Genomic DNA, 26139 nt, shown 5'->3' on the forward strand with positions numbered 1-26139 from the left:
TAGTACTATTGAAGAAACCATCACCTACATTGAAGGATGGCTTCATTAGTTCACTCGAACAGGTGTGTTTCATTTATTTATCCACAAGAGAGGTAATTTTCATGCCTCTCTCGAAACCATTATCACTTCATCATGAGAATATATAGATCGCTAACGCACCGTACCCGCTCTACTGTTTTTTAACTGTCGTTATCGTTTCGTCAATCGGAGTTGTGCGGAAATCAAGTGACGAAACGATGACTGATAGCAAAAATTCTTATTGTATGGAGCAAATATTTTGTTCAACCTCTTGGTCAAACACAAGTATACGAGGATTATCTATCAATAAGTTTGCAATGCGTTCCTGAGTTAAACGCAACGCTTCAAAATACATGTCAAATAAACACATAGTATACTTGGAAGAACTGCCTATTGGGTTTGGCACATCTACTTTAAATTTTAAAGTAATCTTCATTTGTTCACATGATTCTCTAGCTTTAAAGAAAGATTCCCATGTTCCTGATCGCGGTAGAAGGATGCGCTTTGCACTGTATTGTTCTTGCCGGCTTGTACTAATGTTATCCGGGTCAATTTCGTTATTAATAATGTAATCTTTAAAGGCATCACGATCCATGCCTTCAAAATTTTTTATTGTGACGATTCCAACCAATCCGGGCACTAACTCGATCAAAGAATCAGGGTTATTATCTGCAAAAATAGTTTTTAAAATTTTGACGATATTTTTATATACATATTTTTGAAGGCTATGATCCCGGATAAAAAGATCAGGTGATTTTGCTGTTGATTCTTTATCTATCTGTTCTATAACGGACTCACCCCTTGCTGACATAATTTACTCCCTGGTTTAAATGGTATTACTGCTTAAAAAAAATTGAAGCAGTGCTTATACATTGTAAAAAACCTATGCTTTCGGTCAATATAGACACATGTTGTTCTCGAAAACCGTCGTACGAATGTACATGTTAAACTGATATTTTGACAGGGGCAATGCAAGTACTAGTTTTTGGTAGAAGACAAAGAGTTTGGTAGAGACTGTAAATAATTCTGTGTAACTATACTGTATTAACCAAACTCACTCAACCGCTCTTCGAATTCAATCATAAATCGATTAAGTGCGGTTCTCCAATCTCTAATGGGTATTGTCCATTTTTTAAATGGCGCCCATTATAGCAAGATAAACTACTTGTAAAACCCTTCAAAATCAATGAACTAATTTACAACTTAAAGCAACCCATTAATACCATGTCTTTCAACGATATTAAGCAATTTAAGTATTGCCCCATGGGCATGACGTTTTCCTTGCTCTAAACCACGAATCATTGCCGGACTAACATTTAAATACTTTGCAAATACAGATTGACTTAAACTTTGTTTTTTTCGTAATTGTTGAATTTCTTCCCCAGTAAACTCATGCAACACAGGCAACTCATCTTCAGTTAAATTTCTTAATGTTTTTTTATCAATAATTTCAGCATGATAAAGACCCTGCGCAAGATCGTTAATGGTTGCTTGTATATTAGACTTTTGTGCTCACCTCACAAAATTCACGTAGATTAATTAATTTACTAATCTGCTCATCAGTTAGAGCAAAAATAATATCAACTAAATGTTTAAGCTTTTTAAGTTCAGAAGTTGTCACATTTCCTTTATCATTTTTAAAAGCCAGGATGCTTCTTGACCCTCCACTTTTCCCTCGCCCCTCTTTTGTTGCAATTCTTAATTTATAAAGCCCTGCTCCCAAAGAATACTTTAGCTGCTCGTTCCTACTTAGCTTAAAAAAACCATCTAAAGTTTCAACTAAAATATCGTCTTTTAAATCAATTTTTTTGCTTCATTATTAAATTTTTTTATTTTTAAATGTTTCATTAAGAGCAATCCATTTGTAATACATAGTATTATATATTTCCAGTTTTAACAGGGCAAACGCATCTAAATTATGAACATAAATCTCCACCCTTTTGCCTACGTCCTGCGCTTTATGCGCAAGATCCATGCGATCTTAGTGCAGGCAAAGATCTGGATTCTGCGCATAAAGCGCAGAACGTAGGCGTCTTGGTCTTAGATAATACGTTTAGATGCGTTTACCCTGCCAGTTTTAAATAAATTGTGTTTACAATTTGATAGAAAATATTATGAATGGTTAAAAGAGTAATTAAAGGTGTCTGCTAAAGTCCATGGATTGATGCAACACCCGAATAACTGCAATACCATAATGTGTCATTTTGAAAAAAATAACATGGGCACTACGTTGAAAGCCCTCAAATTCTAGCGGACATAATCATATGTTCGAGAAACAAGGGGATCATCTGCAAGATACTGGAAGCTTGTTTGAATTACCAAAATATAATCTTCCGACCGTCTGTCTCATGCAATTTTAAGAAATCTCTTACATCAAGGTGAGGGATAGTCTGTAGGTATCGATGCTCCATCCTTGCTATAGTTGAGGTGAGTAATGACAATGGATGTTTTAAAAGGATTTTTATCTTGGCATTAAGGATAATGCCTTCCACAAGGATGTGGAGAACTACTCAACTAAAAATAAAGACTTGTCAGTGCACGATGCACCCGATGAGTCGCCCTTCTCTGTTAGCCCCCCCCAAAGAACCATTCATTTATTATAAGCGCATTGCCAAAAAGTGTTGCATTGCTTTAAGTGCTGGAATTGCTTGTATATCCTCCACGTATTCACAGAGATATCCACAGAAAATGTGGATAAGTAAATAAGGTATATGCGGTGAACAAAACAAGGTAGGCCTTATCCATCAAGGGGTTGTCTTTGGAAGTACACTTAGTTTAAAGAAAAAAAACGAGATGATAAAAAAAAATACCCACAGGAGATAACGAACGAATCGAGTATTTGCAACATCATCATATCAACAAAAAAATTTAAAAAACAGTCTTGACTGGCATGATTTTTGATAAATCCAAAATTTAAAGTACCCTGTTTAAGACACAGTGGAGTTAAATCAGCGCAATGCACTCATTCCAGGCACTTCGCTCTGAATGAGTATTGTTTTTGAGCCGTAATATATTCTTGGCCTGGTTTATACGTAAACCCTATTTTCGGACAACATTAGTTCTCATTTAAAAATCGTAGTTGTCATTTCTTATTAGTTCCTCTAAGAGTTCAGTCCCCACCTCATAATGCTCAATAAATGTGCTTATTTTTAAAATTAATTTTACGAAACTTTAACCATCTATTGGATTGCCCTACTGTTCAAACCATTGGAATGTTTTGCAAGCCAATCTTCATCCAAAAAGCGGGATAACTGCTGCCTATCAAATCGTGAATCATCCTGATGCTTGAACCATTCGTAAATCACAAAACGTTGGTAGGCAGCATCAAGGGCATACACGCCACACTCCCTGGATGTATCATTTAGGTAATCTGAGGCCTGTAATACCGCAGCCAGGACTAAAGATCGCGTCAACTGAATATCATTTGCCGGAACGGACTCTCCACTATCGTCAAAGTTAACAGGAAACCCGCCCCGCACTAAATGAATCGATGCCCCAAACTCAGTCTTAAATTCAATATCGTCCATTGGATCAAAAATAGTCGGGGCTTGTTGATTGATCATCTGGAGTAATGACAAATACTCCTTGTCCTCAGAGGAACAACTAATCAGCGTTTTATTACGGGTAGCTAGCCGTAATTGCTCTAATTGGCCTTCCGAAATATCGCGACCACTACACCCAAAGATGTAATCAGCAGAAGCAACGAGTGCACTCATCTCATGGGTAAAAATGATATCTTTATTATTATCAATGAAGTGCTTCTGGGATGAATCAATGTCATGAATGACTAATCGACACCCTAATTGGTGCAATCGATTGACCACTGCCTTCCCTATTGATCCAAGGCCAACAACACCAAACACAAAATCACTCATATTCTCTGGTAAATAAGACACTATTTTATTCACTACTGCCTCAGCAATTAAAGGGGACTCTAAAAAACGTTTCGCGGCACTATTAGCCACATCAATAACGGGAATTGGAGGAAGTCCTTGCTTCTTAGTATTGATAAATCCAGCCGTTGTTTTTTCTATTCCAATAATTTTATAGCGCTCAAGGAGCATTAAAGGCAAATAGGTGATTGCATGACCACCATGATCCATAACAAGAATTTGCTCCACCTGTGTATCCAGCTTTTCTACCACTTTTGCCCAAAGCCAATTGATGTCACGAATAAAGCTGTATGAAAAGCATAATTCATAAAAATTACTAGCAAATTCTGGAATCAAGAAAAGAGAGAGAAAGCCCCAACTATCAGTGAGCGAGATACTAAGTACGATGAAAGTTAAGAGATTTACCATAATGTCTTTCATAAAAAAGGCACAGTCTTTAGTCACGCACGTTTGCCAAAAATCCAGGCAGTTCCGTACATTTATGTCTAAACTAAATAGTAACTTGATTAATGAATTAGCCAGGACGGTTATTCATGCATAAAACCAAATTTTACCGATTAGGTATATGGATATATCACTACAGATGGATGATCATTGCGTTATGGATAGGTACTGTTTTGGCCTGTCTTCCTCTATTGCCCAATATTATCACACCCTTTAAGACTACGGGTTTCGTTGACGAGCGTTCAGAAAGCGCCAAAGCCGAACAATTAATGAATCAGAAGCTGGGGTTTAACCATCATAATAAATTTTTGATCATGTATCACAGCAAAACTCTTTTAGCGACCAGTTCGCTTTATAAAAAGAAAGTAAAAAAATCATTAAAAAATCTCGATAATTTTCCTATAGATCTTGAGATTATCTATCCTGAATCCAACAAAAACCAAATTTCAAAAGACAAACACACCAGTTATGTTGTCATTATTGTCAAAAGCAAAGACCCTATCAACACAAAATTATTATCACAATTTAAATCATCAATAAAAACACCATCCAACATGACCGTATACCTCGGAGGAGAGCCTCTCTTCGTCGAGAGCGTCAACAAACAAACCCAAACAGACCTCTATCGAGCTGACTTCATCGCTACGCCATTGGCTGTTATCGTCCTGATTCTAGTTTTTGGTTCCCTCACTGCGGCATTAATTCCTATCATACTGGGTGGAGGATGCGCATTAATCGTATTAACTACGCTTTATTTTTTGGGTCATTTATTTACTCTTTCTATTTTTACTTTGAATATTGCTCTGCTTTTGGGGTTGTGTCTTAGCCTTGATTATTCTTTATTCATTATTTACCGATTTCGTGACGAACTCGATAAAAATACGGACGTGATTCAAGCTATTGCACTTACTCAGGCAAACGCAGGAAAAGCCATATTTTTTGGGGGACTGGCGGTTTTTGCAAGCCTTAGTGCTTTGTTGATCTTTCCGGTGAATATTTTGTTTTCCGTTGCTATAGGAGGACTAACCGCTGTTTTTATTGCCGGCTTAACGGCTATTATTATTTTACCGGCGATTCTTGCGGTTTTAAAAAACAACATCAACGCATTGCCCATAACTCTTAAACGTAAAAATAAAAAAAATCGCTCCAGTCGCTGGCATTGGCTGGCCGAACACATAGTCAAAAGACCGCACGCTCCGTTTATCATTATTCTTATTTTTTTATTATCTCTGGGATATCCTTTTTTATCAGCTCAATTTGGCGTATCAGACTTTCATATTCTCCCTGAGGATTCGCAACACAGAGATTTTTATGACGTCTATACCGAACAGTTTAATATAAACGAACTTAGCCCTATAGTTCTGTTAATTCAATCCAAGCCAAGCCCAATACGTTCCCCTAAAAATATTGCTCGTTTATACGATTTGGCCCAAGAACTACAGGACAATTCGTTAATTAAAAGGGTAATTAGTATCGTCACAACCAACTCTAATCTTAATAAAGAACAATATTACCAGTTATACCAACAGCAGAAATCAAGAAATAACCCGAGTATTAAACAGCTACTGGATACATCTACTCGCCAATATTTAACCATCATGAACATTATTAGCAAATACTCGAATAACTCACCGCAAACAGATGCCCTAATTAAACAAATACGTGAAACACCCCTTGGCTACGGTATGACGATGCAGTTAACCGGAACCCCGGTAATTAATCGTGATGTCATGAATACCATTTCCCAACTTCTTCCCTATGCTTTTTTATGGATCATGGTACTGACCTACCTCATCTTACTTGTTTTACTTCGCTCTTTATTTTTGCCATTGAAAGCTCTTTTAATGAACATATTAAGTCTAAGCGCCTGTTATGGGGCTTTGGTTCTGGTATTTCAGGACGGGTATCTACATCAGTTACTGAATTTTCAACCCCAGGGCATGCTCGATATCAGTTTATTGGTTATCATTTTTTGCGCCTTATTTGGTTTTTCTATAGATTACGAAGTTTTTTTATTATCTCGCATTAAAGAAGCTTATGATGAGACGGGTAATAATGAAAAAAGTATTATTTTCGGTATAGAAAAAAGCAGTAGAATTATCACCAGCGCTGCACTTATCGTAATTGTTATTTGCATCTCATTTCTGGTCGCAGAGGTATTAATGGTTAAAGCATTTGGCCTTGGTATTGCCGTAGCAGTATTTGTTGATGCATTTTTAATACGAACCGCTTTAGTGCCTGCAACTATGGCGTTATTCAAAAGCTGGAATTGGTATTTACCTAAATGGCTGAATAAAATTCTGCCCAAATTATAAGCTAACCTTGTGTAAGGGGTCTTATTAACTGGTATTACTGAATTAATAAAAAATTAGCTATGCGAAGCAGTAACCTGGCCTAAAATAAGAACCTCCTTAAACAACAGATTGATCGTTTAGAAAATTCTCAATCAACTCAGAATTAATGCCTTTTCTGATTAGTTCTATTTCTTTAACAAGTTCGTCAAAACAGTTCATTAGCCTATTTGTGGCAGATAAAATGGTAGTTCCCCTCTTACAACAATTATAGGTTTAAAATAAGCATTAATCAGATCCAAATTAAGAATTAGAAGATGAATTAGCGAGTTAAATTAAGGGAGCTTATTTGAGGAGAATAAAAGGCATCAAGTGATTTAGTATAACTCCAATACTCGTTTGAACGAGTATTGGAGTCAGATAAGATAAGTACTTTAGAGAAATTATTTCAAAGAATCTTTATGATTATCTGAACTTAATTTTATCATGGGGTGAGTCATAGATGTGCTAACATGGTTCATCTCAGGCTTTTTAAGTACATTTTTAGTGGTTTCTTTAAAAGTTGAGACTGCTTGTTTGGTTACTGATTTCGCACCACCCATTGGATTCATTGAGTGCATACTGCTGTGTTCAGAACCTTTTCCCATGCTAACTTTCACAGTAGATGCAGTTTTTCCTGAACTACCGGTTTGAGTCTTACCCATTACCATTTTTCCTGCAGTGCTGGTTGAAGCTTTTCCAGTTATTATCTTGCCTACAGTGCTGGTGCTGGATTTTCCAGTTGTCATCTTGCCTACAGCGCTAGTGCTGGATTTTCCAGTTGTCATTTTTCCAACTGTGCTGGATTTCGCTTTTACAGTTGACATTTTTCCTGCAGTGCTGGATTTCGCTTTTACAGCTGTAGTTTTTCCTGCAGTGCTGGATTTCGCTTTTACAGCTGTAGTTTTTCCTGCAGTGCTGGATTTCGCTTTTACAGCTGTAGTTTTCCCTGCAGTACTGGTTTTAGCTGCTACAGTATGGCCGGAAGTTTTATTTTTCTTTACGGTGTTGGTTGTTGTATGAGAAATCGAGGATTTAACCGGTGTACGAGAAGATTTTACCATCACATCCCTCATTTGATTCTCAAACAAATGATCTTCAAACAAATGAAACATATCCTGAGTGTAATCAATAAGAGTTTGTGCGTTTTTAACCAGAGCATTGACTTGTTTATGAAGAATATCTTCGGGTTTGCGCACACTTAGATAATCTACAGGTGTCATGTAGGTTAATCGCTGTATGGTTTTTAAATTCAATTCCATCAACTCATTAACAGGTTTCATTAAAGGGTTCATCTCGGTGTTTAAAAAAAGTTGTGTTTGCATAATAGTCCTTATGTTGCGTTGCACCATCTTAAGAATAGCTCGTTAATTCCATTTGTCAAAAAAATGTTTAAAAATTTTGTAAATAGGCCAAATTAATACACATATTTTAGATTGATTTTTTATGCAGAAATAGCCAACATAGGTTAATAAACGAAATGAACATCCAGGGACGATTGAATGAATAGTGAACTCAAAGTGATACTAGGTGGTGTATTACTGGGTCTGGCCGCAGGCATGATGCTTCTGCTTCGTGGGCAAATTCTGGGATGCAGTGGTAAATTATTTCGCAGCTGGGATTTTTCAAACCGGACAATCAATTACGATAATGCACTCTTTATTTTTGGTTTAATACTCAGTGGGGTTATTTTTAATATCGTAGAGCAGATACCTAATCCATTAGCTTTATTTAAAATAAATTCATGGATGTTATTTTTTGGAGGAGTATTGGTTGGGGGAGGAACCTATCTGGCTAACGGATGCACTAGTGGGCATGGATTATGCGGAATGTCACTGTTACGCAAACGATCTTTTACAGCAGTTGCCCTCTTTTTTCCAAGCGCAATTATCACCGCCTGGCTGGTTCACTAAGGAAACGTTCATGAAAAAACTAATCTCACTACTTAGCGGATTACTCTTTGGAACAGGGTTGATTTTAACGGGTATGTACAGTCCGGATACCATTATAGCGGGCTTGAAAATAGGGGCAAATACCTTTCGCATTAACTTATATCTTACGTTTATAACCGCACTTTTGGTAACCTTTTTATTTTTTCAATTACGCAAATGGCTGGTTAAACCGCTAATGAATTCCTGCTATGATCTTCCTGCCCAAGATACCCTGGATTGGAAACTGATCGTAGGCGCCTTATTGTTCGGTATAGGATGGGGACTAACAGGTATTTGTCCTGGGCCTAATCTAGTAGGGCTTGGCCTCTATTCATGGCCATTTTACTGGATAAATTTTACAGGCATAATTGTAGGATTCCTCATCGCACGGTATCTAACCCGGAAAAAAATCTGAACCACAAATTAAATGTTTTTTTGATACAACAAAGAGACACTATTTGTCTTTCCTTTTTCCTGAGTTTTCATGCACAATAAACGATAGCCTCGTAAAAATAAAAAGTTGACTCATTGAAAAGCAAAGAAATACTCATTTCCAGTTTAGGCAATACCATAGAGTGGTTTGATTTTGGTTTATTTTTATTCATGGCGCCAATCATTGGAGCCAAGTTTTTTCCCCAAAATTCAAGCACCCTGGCAACAATAGATGCCTTAATGGTGTTTGCCGCCGGTTTTTTATGCCGTCCACTGGGGGGAATTTTCTTTGGTTATTTCGGCGATACACGGGGCAGGGCAAAAACGCTGAGAACATCGATTATTCTCATTACCCTATCTACATTACTTGTTGGTCTAATCCCCTCCTATGAAACAGCAGGCTTGATTGCACCGTTATTATTTGTCATTTTGCGTTTAATACAAGGTTTGTCTATAGGAGGAGAATACAGTGGTGTCATGATATACCTTGCCGAGTCTGCTCCTGAAAATAAACGCGGTTTTATTACCAGTTTTGCTGCAACAGGTGCTAATTTAGGTTTTTTATTAGCAACCCTGGTGTTTATAGTACTCAATTCACTGTTTACAAGTGAAGAAATTAATACCTGGGCTTGGCGTTTGCCTTTTATCACAGTAGGCTTACCTGGAACATTGATTATCTATTTTCGCTTTAAGTTATCTGAAACACGGGTTTATTCTCTGTTACAACAAAGTCATCACTTGGAATCTCAACCCTTTCTCAGCGCTATTCGGTTCGCCCCCTATCAGTTATTGAAAATTCTTGGGTTGACCTGTATGAGCGCCACATTTTATTACTTTTTTTTTGGTTTTATGCCCACCTACCTTGAACGCTATATTGGTTTTGATCTCAAAAATACTCTAATAATCCTCAGTTGTTTATTAATTGCCATGCTTTTTTTGGTTCCCTTGGCTGGAATTAGTGGTGATTATTCAAGTCGAAAAAAAATGGTAGTCCTCGCTAATTGTGCGGTAATCCTTCTGGTTCTTCCCTGCTTTTACTTGCTGCAAGTCAATTCAATTTTGTGGACGCTTATAGCGCTAAGTACCGCAACCCTTATCAGCGCTCTGGATCAAGGAAATACATTAACAGCTATAGTTGAGAATTGTCCTGAAAATGTGCGATACAGTGGTATTGCCTTTTCTTATAATTTAGGCATGGCCTTGTTTGGCGGTACGACCCCCCTTATCGTGACCTTACTTATTGAATACGCAAACAGTATCGCTCCCGCTTACTACTTGATGCTAATGGCAAGTATCAGCTTGATTGCCGCAACAACCCTCGTTAAAAATAATCAGTCTCTTGGACCTTTATAAATAATAAGATACAAATTAGAGAGTCACGGCACCAAAGGCATAATAGCTGGATTTTATGTATACTCATTACTAAATATCATCTGGAGTAAAGCCATCATGAAAAACCTGCTTGTGTTTTTCTTCCTACTGCCCGGAATCGTTCATATGAACTGTTATGCCGCAAATTTTACTCTTGAAAGTTCAGCATTTAAACCAAATAGCATGATTCCTGATCAATACTCGTGTTCAGGTGCTAATATCCCACCTCCTTTGGCATGGCAGAATGTTCCTCCCAATGCTCAATCTTTGGCTTTGGTTGTTAGCGATCCTGATGCTCAGGACGGAGAATGGATTCACTGGATGATTTTTAATATTCCCCCTACAGTAACTCAATTCGATGCCACGAGCGCACTTCCTGATGGGGCCGTAAATGGAACAAACAGCTGGGGTACCGTGGGTTATAAGGGCCCTTGTCCTCCTTTGGGAGTACACCGTTATGTATTTACCCTGTATGCCTTGGATAATGTTTTAAATCTCGAACAAGGTGCCAATAAAACTACTGTATTGAATGCCATGACAGGACACGTGATTGGCTCAGCGGAATTAACAGGCCTGTATCAAAAATTTTAGAAACCACAAAAAGTAACAAAAACACTCTATAAAATATGACTTACCCCCTAAGACTACATTTTAATCCATTTTAAAAATCAATTATTAAATGCATTAAACTGTCGACAAATCTGGCCTATTGAAGGTATAATTCGTACATTTTTTTTACAGACAGGATTTTATGAACCATAAAGTAGGATTTGTTAGTTTAGGGTGCCCTAAAGCCTTGGTGGATTCGGAGCGAATCATCACGCAACTGCGTGCGCAAGGTTATGAGCTGGTTTCCAGTTATCAAGATGCGGGGGTCGTGGTAATTAACACCTGTGGTTTTATAGACAGTGCCGTTAAAGAGTCGCTGGATACCGTAAAAGAAGCCATGGCAGAAAATGGGCGGGTCATTGTCACCGGTTGTCTTGGAGCTAAAGCCGATATTATCAAGGAAGCATGTCCTGACGTGCTTCATATTAGCGGTGCGCATGCCTATGAGGAAGTTGTGAATGCAGTGCATCAACATCTCCCCCCCCCCAAAGATCCCTTTACCCAACTTGTTCCGCCGCAAGGAATTAAATTAACGCCTCGCCACTATGCCTACTTGAAAATATCGGAAGGCTGTAACCAAAAATGTACGTTCTGTATTATTCCCACCATGCGCGGCAAATTACAAAGCTACCCTTTAGCTCAGGTTTTAACAGAAGCCAAAAAACTGAAAGATGCTGGAGTCAACGAAATTCTGGTGATCTCTCAAGATACGAGTGCTTATGGGGTCGATACTCGTTATCAACCTGTAGAATGGCAGGGGAAAACCGTAAATACCCGTTTTTATGACTTATGTGAACAGTTGGGGGCTTTAGGTATTTGGGTTCGATTACATTATGTATACCCATACCCTCATGTCGATGACATCATTCCTTTGATGCGAGATGGCTTAATACTTCCCTATCTGGACATCCCTCTTCAACATGCTAACTCCCGTGTTCTAAAAGCAATGAAAAGGCCAGCAAGCAGTGAAAATACATTGGCACGGATATCATCCTGGAGAAAAGTGTGTCCGGATATTACCTTACGCTCGACCTTTATTGTTGGCTTTCCAGGTGAAACAGAAGAGGAATTTGCCGAGCTACTGGACTTTCTTGAAGCAGCACAATTGGATCGTGTTGGTTGTTTCAAATACTCCCCGGTTGAAGGCGCCAAAGCCAATGATCTGGCTGATCCCGTGCCGGAAGAAATTAAAGAAGAGCGGTACCACCGCTTCATGCAGTTGCAAGCTGAAATCAGCAGAAATAAATTAAAAAGTAAAATAGGCACAACCCAAACTGTTCTGATTGATGAAATAAATGCCGATCACATCAGTGCACGAAGCAAGGCTGACGCTCCTGAGATTGACGGATTGGTCTTTATTCCACCTACCGCAAACCTCAAAGTAGGTGATTTTGTTGAGGTCAAAATTGTAGACAGCGATGACTACGATTTATATGCTGAAATAAATTAATCATAAACAGGGGTACATGACCCTTAGTGGCATAATCCCCTGTCATTATCCTGCAATTAATGATAAATCTCCTGACACACCTCAATAACCGCTTCATTAATCCCTTCAGCATGATCAAAACCTGGTTGCAGTATTTTTTGATGCAACACACGATGATAATAACGATAAGCGCGTCTTAGTATATTTAACTGCTCCCTGGTAATCGCTTTAGTTAAATACAAATGTTCTATTTGGTTCAAAGTATGAGTATGGTGCGCAAACCCCGAATCCCCTGCTGATAACACCAAAAACTGAATTAAAAACTCCAAATCCAATAAACCACCACGAGAATGTTTAATTAAATCAGAGTCTTGATGTTGATCAATTTTAGCCCTCATAGTTAATACCTCTTCCTGCAAAGAAGTTTTCTCTCGGGATAAACCTAAAATCGTCTTTTTTAATCGTGTAAAATCCTGTTTTATTTTGCGATTTCCAAACACAATTCGTGCTTTTAATAAAGCTTGATGCTCCCAAGTCCATGCTTGTGCTTTTTGATACTCAATAAACGCATCAATGGGACTAACCAATAAACCCGCAGAACCCGAAGGCCGCAGACGAGTATCAACAGAATATAAAACACCAGATTGTGTTCGGGTAGTGAGCATATGAATTATCTTTTGAGTTAGTCGGGTTACTAAAGCCTCTTCCGATGGTTTGGCTGTATGCAGAAACACCAAATCGAGGTCTGAAGAATAATTCATTTCCCGGCTGCCCAACTTACCATAAGCAATAATGGCAAAAGATTTTTTTATTGCAGCCATCTCAGGATTACGAAGGCTTAATTGTTGACAAGCAATATTCATCACCTGAGTTACGATAACCTCAGCAACGTCAGCCAGAAATTGTCCCATTCGGACTGCCTTACTTGTGCCATTAAGTTCTGAACGAGCCGCAAGCAACCAATGAGTTAATTTAAATTGCCTCAAACGTTCTTCCTTAAGCTCGCATTCATCAACTTCAGCTAATTGCTCGGCGATCATCTGTTCTAACTGTCGTCTTGAAGCCGGACGCCAATGCTCCCCATGATCCAGCAAGACCTCTAACAAAAACGGTTGATTCACAAATAAAGAAGTAATAAAAGGGCTATTGGCCAACCAAAACAATAATTCTTTTAATACCGATGGATTTTCTGTCAATAAAGCCAAATAAGCACTGCGACCTACTATGTGTTCCAGTAGATGCATGACTTGCAGTAACACCTCATCAGTGTGGGGAAAGTGAGTTAATTCACTTAACAACATGACCATAAACCTATCCAGTCTGATTCGTGCCCCCTGCGGCAGTCTTCTGCAACGAGAGCCATGTCTGAACGCATGGATCATTTGATAACAATGAGGAGCATTCGCAAAACCCAGGCTGGTTAAAAGATTAATCGCCATACTTTGTTCCACATGACCCTGCCATACATTGGATAGCTGATTTGCCAGCACTCTTTTTTCATCTTCATACACTTCTACTTTACCCAGAATGGAGTGAAATGAATTGGAAACAATACGTTGATACTGATGTAATTTTGCCAATAAATCATCCCAATGAGTAAATCCCATAGCCAGAGTAATCTGTGTTTGTTTTATAGCCTCTTGTGGCAAGGAGTGAGTCTGTTGATCGCCAAGACTTTGTAGGGCATTTTCCAGTTTTCGTAAAAAAAGATAGGCTTGTTTTAGTGCATCGCAACGTGGCAACAATTGTTCCTGTTTCAACACATCCAAAGCCGCCATGGCATTTTGCACCTGTAAACGGGGCATTCTTCCACCACGAATCAATTGAACATTCTGAATGATAAATTCAACCTCTCTAATTCCTCCCTTCCCTCTTTTAATATCATCAAGTCTGGGATTAAGCCTTACCTCACGCTCTATCATTGATTTCATACTGCGCAAAGATTCAATCACACTAAAATCAACATATCGTCTGTAAACAAAGGGAATAATCAAACGGTCAAACCATAAAACAGTTTCATTAAGCGATTGGGTAATTACTCGGGCTTTAACCATGGCATAACGCTCCCAATCCCTACCCTGTTCCTGGTAATAGGTTTCCATTGCCGCCAGACTGGAGACTAAAGGCCCACTATCCCCATAGGGACGTAGTCGTAAATCAACTCGGAATACAAAGCCATCAGGAGTAACAGGTTGCAACAATTGAATAAACTGCTGCACAACCTTGCTAAAAAATTCCTGATTAGTGAGCACTGTGTCTCCATCAGTAAACCCTACCTCGTCAAAAGCAAAAATCAAATCGATATCAGATGAGTAATTCAATTCTCGGCCACCTAACTTACCCATAGCCAAAACAAATAAATCAACTTCTTCGCCTCTTGCATTGCGTGGCGTACCGTATTGCGCAGAGAGGGTGTACTGGCAATAACGCAGCGCATGTAAAATAATTGCATCAGCACAATCAGACCAGGAGCGCATCACGTCTTCGGTACTCGCAATTTCTGCACGTTCAAGTACTAATAAATGCAAAAAATGAGTATTCCGAAATTGACGCAACGCTTTGATAAAATGGGGTTGAGCTGTATCTAAATTGAGCTCATTAATCGCATAGAAATAATCCTCTCTACAGAGTAAGGCAATACACTCTTCTTCTAAAAGCAATTCAAGCAATTTGATGTATCTGCATGAATAATCACTGATCAGAAGCAACTGCTCCACGCTTTCTTTGAAAGGATGATTTATATTGGCTGTATGTTTTTCAATGAACCAGGATTTAGCGGAAATCAAATCGGAATAACGGCTATTTTGCATCATAAAACAGTCTTATTTTTGTCGTTCAAATCAAAGTATAAGACTAACCGATGACTTAATCACATGACAACAAAACCTGAACGCCTCCCCCTAATAATTCATATATTATGATGCCAGCATGATAATGCAGATAAAGAACCAACAAAAAGATCAAAATATGGTCTATAAATAAAAGAACAGTTGTTCATTTACCGCTTGGTTTTAAATAGTCTTCGGGTGATAAACCCATATCGCACGTTGTTATTTATCAATCAGAAGGTTTAAACTTATGTCTTCCAAAAATTATGATCCCGCATATACTGAAACCTTTAAGAGGGGATTTATAGCCCATTTGAACAATACCCGGTTTGCTGTGGAAACAGAAAATCAACCAAGACAGTTAATTAGCCAGGCTAAGAATAATACAGCTAAGTTATCACGAATTTTTGATCAGTTTGAAGTCCCCATACTCAATAAAATAACTTTTGAGGAAGCGATTAGGAATGCGGGATCTGTAGAAGAATTTATGCGACCTGCACTAAAAGACATAACGCAAGTGTTGCTCAATTCAGATAAAACTCGCCTGCATGACGACGTGATTGCAGCAATAGGTACGCAAGATTATGCTGACATCGTAGGCGGGATTGTAAATGCCGAGGGAAAAGTAGTACCTAAAAGCGGTGATGAGGCATCATTCATTCAAAAAGAGGCAGAAGTAGCCCGACTAATGACCTCGGCAATCATCGTCAACTACTCATTACGAGTAGCCGATTACGCCCTCACTCCTGATGAGCAATCCGTGAATGAACAATGTAACGCATTGCTAGAAGCCGGTAATAAATTAAAACAGAATGTACCATTAGAACAAAGGCGCAATCTAACTGTAAAATCAGTTCAATTTAACTCTGATGCCGCCACAGCGCTCATAAACAAAATAAACAGCCCAGAAATAGAAAACCAAAAGCCATCAGATTTGATCGAATTATACCGACAATGCCTTGAGTTAAATGATGCTGGCAGAAAACATGTTGATGAGAAGGCGCAACATTTCAGTACGCAATTTATGATACCAATGAATACCTTAGCTGCTGATTTTACTCTAAATACGCTAGAAAAGCAGGCTCCTAAACTTTCTTTGGAGCAAATCAAGCAAAAAGCAGCAACGCTGTTACAGTTAGTCAATACTACCAATGAAGAAATCAGAGAATCTGTAGTACATTACAGAACAGCACGTCACATACCTTTAAATCAGCCCGTCCCAGAACTGGATAACCTCACAAACTCTGTTCGAACTCTAAAACAAAACCTGGAAGAACTCTTCGAAGTGGAAGAAGCATATCCTGATGCCAATGATGACACCATTAGAGATCTAATCGAAAAAAAATACAACAATGCCGTCAACCTATTTGCAAGCAAATTGCAACAAGACGTACTTAAAGCAAAGCCACCAGCTCCTCTAATGAATGCGGTACTCAGACTCTTGCGAGCGATATTCACATTGAGTTTTAGCATGACCACAGCATCTGAAAAAGCAGACCTTCAGCGTTTCAAAGATGAAACCAAAATCATTGAAGATATTGCAGCCTTAAAGAAAAACCACACCCCAAATACAGCACTCGATAATCAGTCCACCAAGACCCCAGATCTCGTTGAAGAGAACAAAACAGACTCCGACTCTCGCCCCTCCTTGACTCTTTAGACGTGAAGGAAGTGAATTACCCTTTCTGAATTAAAGGTAACAGGGTATCAACGGCTTTTATTTTAGCAATTACAACAGATTCTAAAAAAAGCAGTGCTATTTTTCATTATAAAAAAACAGTTCACATCATTGTATTCTCGCTATACTCTATATATTACGACCCATATAGCGAAGATAAAAAATGAATTTTTTTCGTCACCTGACCCTGATTGCCTTTTTGTTGATTATGTCACCGCTGCATGCGGAAGAAGAAGCATTAAACGTAGGTATTGACAGCTTTACGCCCCCTTTTGTCATGGAAGGTAATAAAAAAGAATATTATGGTTTTGATATTGATCTGATTAGTTCCGTCTGCAAAATAATGAATCGTACCTGCACCTATGTGCCTATGCCATTTGAAGATTTATTAAGCGCTGTTGAAAACAATAAAGTAGATATTGCAATCAGCTCCATAACAATCACAGCAGACAGGGCAAAAATAGTGAATTTCAGTACTCCCTATATATCCAGCTACTCTCGATTTCTCACCATCCACGGCGATGACGCTAAAGAACCGTTTAGTTTGCGATTACTCAAGGATAAAAAAATTGGCGTTGTTGTTGCCTCAGTTTTCAAAGATCAAATCAAAGATATGGGCATTATTAACCCAGCCGTTATAGAATACCCAAATACCGAAGTGATGCTTGAGGATTTAAGAAAAGGAGACATCGATTTTGTGCTCTTTGATAATCCGACCGCTCTTTATTGGGCAGCTAACTCATCAGGAGCTTTTCACATCGTTGGCAAACGCTATATTTACGGTTACGGATTGGGGCTTGCGGTCAATAAAACCAATAGCGACTTGTTACAAGCGGTAAATCAGGCATTAAAGCAATATGAACAATCACAAGAATTCAAATCATCCTACAGCAGATACCTGACTGAATTTTAACTGGATATGCTAACTGCCATTCTCATGTAATCATTACTGGAATGGCTTGCTTTTTGTGGCTTTTATTATGAGATATGCGCAGCGGTGAACTGCGATTTAGTGCACCGTTTGGCCTTGAGTAATGCAACGGCTTATTACCTGACGGGTAACAAAATCACCTTGGCTTGCGCCATACATCGATGAAAAATGTTTGGCTAAAATAACCACCCAACCGGATAAGCGAAAATTCATTCTTTTTTCTATCTGATCGACTACGATTTCAAAAAGTCCCAATGAATCGCTGTCACGATCATTAGCGTACTCTTCCATAATCACACGAGCAGTATGTAAATCTCTGTCTCTGGTAGGCCAATTTTGACTCATAAAACACTCCCTAAAACATGAGTTGGGTCACAACGATTTCCTCTACATTGGGGCAACTTTAGCAATTACAAGAGCGGAAATCGACAATCATTATCGCATAAACTGATCAAATACTCAATACTAAGGGCAAAAAGTGAACTCCAAATCAGTGCCATTCACTCAATTAACTTATTGAATTAAAACACCTCTATAGATTGTTATTCATAGAGAGCATATGATATACGCAACCTTTATTTATTGAAATAAAATGATGAGTTACCAAATTTTACCTTCCCTGCTGTCTGCAGATATGACTCGAATTGGCGAAGAGGTAGAGTCTGTCATGAAAGCAGGTGCTGATTTTATTCATTTTGATGTTATGGATAATCATTATGTGCCTAATCTAACCTTTGGCCCCTCTTTTTGTGAGGCTCTGGTAAAACGCTTTCCTCATGTCCCCATAGACGTTCACCTGATGGTTACACCAGTCGATGCCCTGATTGAATCTTTTGCCAAGGCAGGTGCTAAAAGAATCAGCATCCATCCTGATGCAACGATACATCTGGACAGAAGTTTGCAATTAATCAAAAAGTTAGGCTGTGCGGCAGGTTTGGCACTTAATCCTGCCACAACTATTGATAGCCTTGCCTGGTGTGCGCATCGCCTTGATTTTGTCCTTGTCATGACAGTCAACCCGGGGTTTGGCGGACAAAAATTAATTCCGGAAATGATCAGCAAAATTACCCGTATCCATCAGCTCTATCCTCAGCTGGATCTCTGTATTGATGGCGGAGTGACAACGAATAATATTGCTCAACTGGCTCGTGCAGGAGCAAACCAGTTTGTTGCAGGCTCCGCTGTATTCAATAGCACCAGTTATGATGAAACCATCAAAAAGATGCGGGAAGAATTAACTCATATTTAAAATACACGTGCGTTAAACCTTCTGGTTTTAAAAGAGGAACTATGAAAAAAATTATTGCGCTGTTGTGTGGATTGCTTTGGACTCTCGCAGCCTTTTCCTTATCAGGTCAGGCTTATATGGATAGATTTAATACCTTTATGGCATGGTATCAAAATTTACCCATAAACCCATCACCGGAATTCCTGGAGTTTGTCAAAGGAAGTACTCCTCTTGCCAATAAGTTACGGGATAAGTGGCTTTATGAACTCGCCAGAACCAAAGATTGGGCAAATTATGTAAACTATTATCAACCGACTGATGACATCAATCTCATGTGTTATCACCAAATTGCCAAATTTAATTTGGGGCAAGACCAAGAGGCTTTACTCGAATCAACTCCTATTTGGTTAACTGGGGAATCTCGTCCTGCATCGTGTAATACCTTGTTTGATTTGTTACTTAAAAACGACCGTTTCGATCAAAACCTGATTACGCAACGCATTTCCCTGGCGCTTGATAAACGCAATATTCAACTGGCTCGGTATCTCCTGAAACAATACAAAATACCCCGTATTGATGAAATAGAGTCGTTAAATGATGTTCACCAAAATCCAACCCATATTACCCAATTAACGCCCGGAGAAACCAATGGACAACTTTATCTGTACGGCTTAAAACGAATGGTGTCCATTAATATGGACAAAGCATTGGCTTTATGGCAGCAGGTAAAAACCAACAAACTACTCAACGAAACTCAAAAACAAGAATTTTTAGCCCACATAGCGCTTTATAAAGCGATGCGAAATCATGAAGACGCTATGGAATGGTTTGCAAAAGTAAAACCGCAGTATTACAACGATGTATTGGTAGACTGGCAAATTCGCTTCGCTCTGAAAAAAAATGACTGGCAGCATGTGACCCAATTCATCAGAGAATCTAAAAACAAAGACACACCATGCTGGCAATATTGGCTTGCTCGTTCGCTCGAAGCACAAGGAAACAGCACCGAAGCAAAAGCAATTTATGAATCACTTGCCAAAAACAGGCAATACTATGGTTTTCTAGCCAGTATTCGCCTTAAGAAAACACCTAATTTTGACAATGAAAAAGCAACGACTAATTTAGCAACCTTAAAACCTTATCAACCCATTATCGATCAAATTAAATCTTATTATCAATCCAGACAAATCGTTGAAGCCAGCCGATTACTGAATGATTTTATTAGCGAATTACCCAAAGAAGAAGCCAGCGCCCTGGTATATTGGGTTGATAGTGAACTGGGATGGCATGCCAAATCAGTCTTTCTGAGTAATAATGAAACGTTAAATAATCAGCTGAGCCTAAGATTTCCCCTGGCGTATCAGCAAACAGTTAAAACCTACGCCAACCAATATTCAATTCCCCCCGAGTTCGTCTATGCGATTATTCGTCAAGAAAGTGGGTTTAGGGAAGATGTAGTCTCTACAGCTGGAGCAAGAGGCTTGATGCAGCTTATGCCTCAAACCGCCAGTGTTATATCTAAAATGAGTAAAATCCAATACACCGATCAGAAGCAATTATTCCTTTCTAACAAAAACATCAACATTGGTATTGCCTATTTGCAACACTTAGCCAAACGATTCAGTAACCACCCCGTACTGGTCGCCGCCGCCTACAATGCAGGCCCAAGACAAGTTGTATATTGGATTAAAAACCACCCGCCCAAAGAAATGGATGTGTGGATAGAAACCCTACCCTGGCAAGAAACTCGGAACTACCTGAAAAATGTCATGGCATTTTATGTGGTTTATCAATACCGATTGAATCAAAAACCTGATTTAAATGAATTTTTAAGCCCTCTATAATCATCAAACAGAGCGTTGCGACAACAAATTATCCGTACACGCTCTATTCCTAATCACGCCCAATCAATCTAAAAAAACAACACTATGGCATCAAAAACTCCAACTGTGCTATAATTGCCCGATTATTGATCAGTCAGGATGTATCCATGCCTAAAAGACAAACCCCGGAATCATTACGTCTCAGCCAATCACCAGAAATAAAACAGCACAGATCGCAAGCAATGCCAAGCGTGACACGAACTCAAGCTGCTCCCTTTTATAACCATCCTGGTGAAGATGATGGCGTGTGCTGGAAAACCCAAGTCTATTTGCATTTTCCCCTGTCTTTTCAAAAAATTCCCCCTTACAGCAATGAAGAATGGCGTTTGTTTTATCAAAGCAAACAAGAGAAGCTGGAAGGATTTATGCAAAATAAAACGGCAAAAAAAGTATTTCGCTTATTATTTGCATCATCGGATAGTCATCCTGACGAGTCGTTCACAGAACTGGAACAAGATGTTTTTTTAAACAGTGTTATCGATTTAACCAATAACTTGATAAGAATCGTGAATATTCCGATTTTCAAAACTGCGGTCACTTTCCTGCATCACAGGCTAACGCAACCCATTCTCACTTTATTGTATCAAAAAGCAACAACAAGCTACTCCATTTTACCTAAATTACACTGGGCGCTTATTTGTCGTCAAACCCTGACTCCAGATATGTTGCATGATCTAAAACAAATATATCCCATTCCTGCGCTGCATTTGGCGATGTTTCTCAGCAGCGCATCATTAATCACTGAATTGAAAAAGCATGGCGCATTTGCTTACATCAAAGACGTCCAAGGATTTGCAGCCTATTTCCATGCCGTAAAAATAAATCGCAGCACAGAGATACTACAAGCTTTTGCTTTAAATGAATATGAATTAAATCAAACGAATAATGGGCTAAGCTTACTTGAGATTGCTACCAGAAACCGCAACCTGGAGATGATACATTTCTTACTTAATGCAGGTGCAAAGATAGAGAACGCAACAAAAGAACAAAGAATAACACCTCTTCATTTAGCCGCCAAACGTGGATATGTTGATGTTGTTAAGCTCATGTTGTCAAAAGAAATTAATCCTGATCTAAAAGGATACAATAATAAAAGCCCAATCTATTATGCAACAAAAAAAGGGCATGATGCAGTCGTTAAGTGTTTACTGGATGCTGGTGCCTGGGTCAATCAGGGCATGGGTGAAGAAGAGATCACGCCACTGCATTTAGCCATCGAGCATCAACAGGTCAATGTCGTTGCCTGTTTGCTGCAAAACGGTGCCAATCCACATAAACCCAACCATCTTGGCTGGGGAGCTCTTCATTTGGCTTGTCTTGCTGGTAATTATTCTATAGTTCAACTTTTGCTGAATGCGCCCATGCATGCCGATACCACTTTTTCGCCCCTGGGACATACCGCCTTGCATTTAACAGCTGAACAAGACAATTTGGAGATATTCAAACTATTAATTCAACACAGAGCTAATCCTGAAAAGGAAAATGACCACTCTTTTAATGCGCTACACATTGCTGCTCACTTCGGGCAACTCGAAATAGCCCGCTTTATTCTGGAAATTGCTCCCCAATTAATCAACGTTGTCACCCGAACCCATTTTATTTCCCCTCTTTATTTGGCAGCAGAAAATGGGCATCTCGAGTTAGTTAACCTCTTTTTGCAAAAGGGTGCAGAACCTAATTGGGTTTCCAGGACGGGTTATACTCCCCTGCATATTGCAGCTCGTAAAGGGTTTTTGGCAATTGTTAATCGCCTGATTGACGCCTCAGCGAACATCAATCAGATTATTCCTGAGGGTCAACTGACACCACTTTATTTGGCTGCAGAGAAAGGATACGTTGATGTTGTTGATCGTCTGTTACGGGAAGGGGCAGATATGCAATTAACCAATAACGCGGATTTTAATCCGGTTCATATTGCCGTAATAAACGGTCATCTGGCTGTCCTGGAACGTCTACTGCAAGAAAATGTCAACATTAATAAACCGGGTGATCAGGGATATACCCCACTGCATTGCGCAGTGCATAGTGGCGATTTGAATGTCGTCAAATGCATTGTCCAAAACGGGGCTAATTTGAACGTTTTTGACGATGAAGACAGATGCCCACTCTATCTAGCCGCTCATTTACAATTGTTAGATATTTTTGTTTTTCTTTTCGCTAATGAGCAATACAAACAAAAAAATAGAATAAATCTCCTTAGAGAAGTCATCAGAGAAAATAATAACACCGCCATAGACACATGCTTTGCATATGGTCTTTATATAGAACAAACTCACATTCACGGGTGGTTAAATACAGAACTTAAAAATCGTGTTGAGATGAACAAACAATCTCGTGAAGGCTCATTGTTATTAAAGACGGCGTATCTGCTTGAAAAAGCATTAAAACTGCATCCTATTGAACTGATAGACAAATTACCAACTCTGAAAATCATGCCTATAGGCTATGGAATTGATGGGGTGTGTTATCTGTCAAAAGCTATAGATGGAGATCCAGACGCCCTTAAGTGGATTAGTACGTACGATTGTTATTATTCAGGGGCAGTGCAAAACTGGATCACACAAGCTGGCCCAAAACCTGAAATTTTTTGCCTGGCCGTTCAATTGGTTACTCAAAGAACGCCTGAAGCAATCAAATTCCCCGCAACGACACTAAAAGCCTTATTCTCCAATCCTCATACGTTTGCGCAACTGGCACTAAATATTGACACGGTAGTGTTAAGAAATTGGCTGGAAATAATGACCGACGCACCTGAGATGTCACTATTCAAATCAGTATGCCAATCCATGAGTCATTACCTCCTGGTTGAGGAAATGAAAAAGTTAAGATCCCAAAAAGCAGATGATGATCTGATTGAACAGGTTTCACCACCTGAAAGGCACCAAAAGTTGATCACCAGTTTTTTCAGGCCAATAGTGCAGGAGCAGGAAAACGATGACTGGGAAAGCTCGCCTCTATCTGCATTATCTCAATAACCTGTTTCGGGCTTACCGCCCGAATACCTCTGTTTTTATCGATACAAATAAAACGATAATGTACTCTTTACCACTCCCCTCTTCATTAGGATGAAGTGGGGAATGACCAACCCTACAAAGAGTATAAAAATTAATTACCTCTGGGTTACAGAACGAGATTTATTTTCTACCCATTGAGTATTTCGCATAAAACGGAGTAACACGTGATTCGAACGCTGCACTGCTTCTTCTATAGCATCAGTTGCACTGATTAAACCGGCAAACATGGCTTCCAAAACGGCATCATTAATACCCCGTATCTGATTTTGGGGGCCATTATGTGACAAAGTTCCGCCCGCCACAGTATTCTCAAGATCAGTGCGTGCAATAAGTAAGGCTGGATGTCGGCTTTTCTCAACCAGTGTACTGTAACGACCCTTTAAACCTATAGGCAAATAACCGGTGTGTTCATGCCATTGCTGCTGAATTTCCGGTTTTGCAATGAAATTAAAAAATAGCGCAATTCCTCTGTAGTTGGACTGACTCTGTCCGGCAACAGCCCATAAAGCCGCACCGCCAGCCACATTGGCATGCCTGACTTTACTCGCTTTTTGGTCCAAAGGCATAGCGGCAACCCCTAGCTGAAAAGGGACTAAAGCCGAGAGGCTGTTGTACGCACCTGATGATTGACTAAACAAAGGGCAAACACCGCTGGTAAATAAAATAGTTGCATCATCAACTCGTCCTCCATAACGAAAATAACCCAAATCATGCCAGTGCTTTAAACGCTCAAAATGCCGTGTTAATTGGGGTGTTGCAAAAACTGCCCGCAGTGGATTACTACTTGTAATGGGTAAGCCATGAATTGCCAAAAAAGACTCGAATAAAATCCAGCCTGGATAAGCCGTGGTGTAAGTGCAGTTATATCCCGCTTTTTTAATCTTCTCGGCTAAAACGTCCATTTCATCCCAGGTTTGCGGAAAATTACTGTTGTTATAACCCGTTTTTGCCAGAACATCCTTATTGTAATAAAGCACTGGGGCTGAGAGATTAAATGGCATAGCCATCAGTTGGCCATCTCTACTATAAAACTCACGAATCGATTGAATAAAATCCTCTTCTGGCAAGCTCATTCCCTGTTCTTGCATTAAGGCGCCAACAGGTTTAATCACTCCCTCAGGGGACAGCATAATCGCCGTACCTACTTCAAAGATCTGGACTATAGACGGTGCTTGATGTGCTCTGAACGCAGCGGCAAAACTGGTCAATGTTTCTATATAATCACCCTTATAGACAGGCTTGATAATATATTCATTCTGGCTTTGATTGAATTCGTCGGTAAGCAAACGAACTTCATCACCCAAATGCCCTGCCATACCATGCCAAAAAACCAATTCCACAGGTTTGGCCTGAACTAATACGGTGGATAATAAAGTAAAAAGAAATAAAATCAGGCGGTTCATGTTAATAAATCTGGATAATCGCTAAATACTGCATCAACACCCCAGTTAAATAGTTTATTAGCCTGGCGTTTTTTATTCACCGTATAGGCACACACAATATACCCCGCATCTTTTACGGCCTTAACTCGTTCTGCGGTCAGTATATTGCGGTTAAAATGAACCGAAAAACAGTCAAGTTGTTTTGCTTTGTCCAACCATTGAGCGTCCCATTCGTGGAGTAACAATCCCAAAGGCATCTCTGGAGCAATGGTTCGACACAAGAATAATGCTTCCCATTCGAAACTTGAAACCAAAGGCAAATCTTTCCCCTGAGGCCAATATCTTTGGATGTGGCTCAACACCGTCACAGCAGTTGGTTCTGCAGTTCCTGGGTAGGGTTTAATTTCTATATTCGCCTGCATGTCAGAAAAAGACAACCATTTTAAAGCGTCTTTGAAATGAGGAATTTTTTCCCCTTTAAACTGCTTTGAAAACCATGAGCCGGCATCCAGACTTTGTAAATAGCTCGATTCCACCTGTCCCACTTCACCACGCCCATTGGTTGTTCTTTTTAAACTATCATCATGAATCAAATAGGGCTCGCCATCAGCACTGCACATCACATCAAACTCGATGAAACGACACCCCAAAGACAGTGCCTTATCGAAGGAAGCCAGGGTATTTTCGGGAGCATATCCTGATGCGCCACGATGACCAATCACTTTTTCTACGACCAAC

Annotated in this window: 20 protein-coding genes; 11 read left to right on the top strand and 9 right to left on the bottom strand. The window is 39.4% G+C overall.

The features are described from left to right. Nucleotides 1-256: 256 nt before the first annotated feature. The 4 genes from Lwor_RS04625 to Lwor_RS04645 form a co-directional block, all read right to left on the bottom strand. Nucleotides 257-829 (bottom strand): hypothetical protein, encoded by a 573-nt coding sequence (locus Lwor_RS04625; RefSeq protein WP_058492741.1) that lies wholly within the window; start codon nt 827-829, stop codon nt 257-259. 392 nt (nt 830-1221) lie between these two features. Further along, nucleotides 1222-1419, bottom strand: a complete 198-nt coding sequence (locus tag Lwor_RS04630; RefSeq protein ID WP_058492742.1) for a helix-turn-helix domain-containing protein — start codon at nt 1417-1419, stop codon at nt 1222-1224. A gap of 97 nt (nt 1420-1516) precedes the next feature. Next, nucleotides 1517-1822 carry a type II toxin-antitoxin system RelE/ParE family toxin gene (locus Lwor_RS04635; protein WP_083501575.1) on the bottom strand — a complete coding sequence of 102 codons (306 nt, stop codon included), beginning with the start codon at nt 1820-1822 and terminating at the stop codon, nt 1517-1519. A 1375-nt stretch (nt 1823-3197) separates the two neighbouring features. After that, nucleotides 3198-4319 carry an NAD(P)-dependent oxidoreductase gene (locus Lwor_RS04645; RefSeq protein WP_058492745.1) on the bottom strand — a complete coding sequence of 374 codons (1122 nt, stop codon included), beginning with the start codon at nt 4317-4319 and terminating at the stop codon, nt 3198-3200. Between the two features lie 125 nt (nt 4320-4444). Here Lwor_RS04645 and Lwor_RS04650 point away from each other — a divergent pair, with 125 nt between their 5' ends. After that, nucleotides 4445-6670: an MMPL family transporter gene (locus Lwor_RS04650; protein ID WP_058492746.1), complete on the top strand. Its 2226-nt coding sequence runs from the start codon at nt 4445-4447 to the stop codon at nt 6668-6670. A 419-nt stretch (nt 6671-7089) separates the two neighbouring features. Here the strand turns inward: Lwor_RS04650 and Lwor_RS04655 are convergent, their stop codons facing one another. Then, nucleotides 7090-8010, bottom strand: coding sequence for a hypothetical protein (locus tag Lwor_RS04655; RefSeq protein ID WP_058492747.1), 921 nt, complete (start codon nt 8008-8010; stop codon nt 7090-7092). 177 nt (nt 8011-8187) lie between these two features. Here Lwor_RS04655 and Lwor_RS04660 point away from each other — a divergent pair, with 177 nt between their 5' ends. The 5 genes from Lwor_RS04660 (at nt 8188) to rimO (ending at nt 12478) form a co-directional block, all read left to right on the top strand. After that, on the top strand, nt 8188-8598 hold the full coding sequence (locus Lwor_RS04660) for a YeeE/YedE family protein (protein WP_058492748.1): 411 nt from the start codon (nt 8188-8190) through the stop codon (nt 8596-8598). 10 nt (nt 8599-8608) lie between these two features. Beyond that, the gene (locus tag Lwor_RS04665) at nt 8609-9031 is read left to right on the top strand and encodes a DUF6691 family protein (protein WP_058492749.1); all 423 of its coding nucleotides are present in this window, start codon (nt 8609-8611) and stop codon (nt 9029-9031) included. Nucleotides 9032-9144: 113 nt separating this feature from the next. Further along, nucleotides 9145-10401 carry an MFS transporter gene (locus tag Lwor_RS04670; protein WP_058492750.1) on the top strand — a complete coding sequence of 419 codons (1257 nt, stop codon included), beginning with the start codon at nt 9145-9147 and terminating at the stop codon, nt 10399-10401. 96 nt (nt 10402-10497) lie between these two features. Further along, nucleotides 10498-11010 carry a YbhB/YbcL family Raf kinase inhibitor-like protein gene (locus Lwor_RS04675; protein WP_058492751.1) on the top strand — a complete coding sequence of 171 codons (513 nt, stop codon included), beginning with the start codon at nt 10498-10500 and terminating at the stop codon, nt 11008-11010. Nucleotides 11011-11170: 160 nt separating this feature from the next. After that, the gene (rimO, locus tag Lwor_RS04680; protein ID WP_058492752.1) at nt 11171-12478 is read left to right on the top strand and encodes a 30S ribosomal protein S12 methylthiotransferase RimO; all 1308 of its coding nucleotides are present in this window, start codon (nt 11171-11173) and stop codon (nt 12476-12478) included. Nucleotides 12479-12534: 56 nt separating this feature from the next. Here the strand turns inward: rimO and glnE are convergent, their stop codons facing one another. After that, on the bottom strand, nt 12535-15270 hold the full coding sequence (glnE, locus tag Lwor_RS04685) for a bifunctional [glutamate--ammonia ligase]-adenylyl-L-tyrosine phosphorylase/[glutamate--ammonia-ligase] adenylyltransferase (protein WP_115091026.1): 2736 nt from the start codon (nt 15268-15270) through the stop codon (nt 12535-12537). A 265-nt stretch (nt 15271-15535) separates the two neighbouring features. On the opposite strand from glnE, the gene Lwor_RS04690 reads away from it, so the two are divergent. Next, nucleotides 15536-16945, top strand: coding sequence for a hypothetical protein (locus Lwor_RS04690; protein WP_058492753.1), 1410 nt, complete (start codon nt 15536-15538; stop codon nt 16943-16945). 181 nt (nt 16946-17126) lie between these two features. Then, nucleotides 17127-17876: a transporter substrate-binding domain-containing protein gene (locus tag Lwor_RS04695; protein ID WP_058492754.1), complete on the top strand. Its 750-nt coding sequence runs from the start codon at nt 17127-17129 to the stop codon at nt 17874-17876. A 96-nt stretch (nt 17877-17972) separates the two neighbouring features. On the opposite strand, the gene Lwor_RS04700 is transcribed toward Lwor_RS04695, so the two are convergent. Then, nucleotides 17973-18239, bottom strand: a complete 267-nt coding sequence (locus Lwor_RS04700; protein WP_058492755.1) for a hypothetical protein — start codon at nt 18237-18239, stop codon at nt 17973-17975. Nucleotides 18240-18489: 250 nt separating this feature from the next. Between Lwor_RS04700 and rpe the strand changes: the two genes are divergently transcribed. The 3 genes from rpe (at nt 18490) to Lwor_RS04715 (ending at nt 23980) form a co-directional block, all read left to right on the top strand. Further along, nucleotides 18490-19143 carry a ribulose-phosphate 3-epimerase gene (gene rpe / locus Lwor_RS04705; RefSeq protein WP_058492836.1) on the top strand — a complete coding sequence of 218 codons (654 nt, stop codon included), beginning with the start codon at nt 18490-18492 and terminating at the stop codon, nt 19141-19143. A gap of 41 nt (nt 19144-19184) precedes the next feature. Beyond that, a complete protein-coding gene (locus Lwor_RS04710; protein ID WP_058492756.1) occupies nt 19185-20966 on the top strand; it encodes a transglycosylase SLT domain-containing protein in 1782 nt (593 codons plus the stop codon). A 146-nt stretch (nt 20967-21112) separates the two neighbouring features. Beyond that, nucleotides 21113-23980, top strand: a complete 2868-nt coding sequence (locus Lwor_RS04715; RefSeq protein ID WP_058492757.1) for an ankyrin repeat domain-containing protein — start codon at nt 21113-21115, stop codon at nt 23978-23980. 134 nt (nt 23981-24114) lie between these two features. On the opposite strand, the gene Lwor_RS04720 is transcribed toward Lwor_RS04715, so the two are convergent. Beyond that, nucleotides 24115-25422, bottom strand: a complete 1308-nt coding sequence (locus Lwor_RS04720; RefSeq protein ID WP_058492758.1) for an extracellular solute-binding protein — start codon at nt 25420-25422, stop codon at nt 24115-24117. Beyond that, the gene (gene ugpQ / locus Lwor_RS04725) at nt 25419-26138 is read right to left on the bottom strand and encodes a glycerophosphodiester phosphodiesterase (RefSeq protein ID WP_058492837.1); all 720 of its coding nucleotides are present in this window, start codon (nt 26136-26138) and stop codon (nt 25419-25421) included. Before ugpQ ends, Lwor_RS04720 begins: the two co-directional genes overlap by 4 nt. Nucleotide 26139: the final 1 nt, after the last annotated feature.

The sequence above is a fragment of the Legionella worsleiensis genome, assembly GCF_001467535.1.
Lineage (GTDB): Bacteria > Pseudomonadota > Gammaproteobacteria > Legionellales > Legionellaceae > Legionella > Legionella worsleiensis.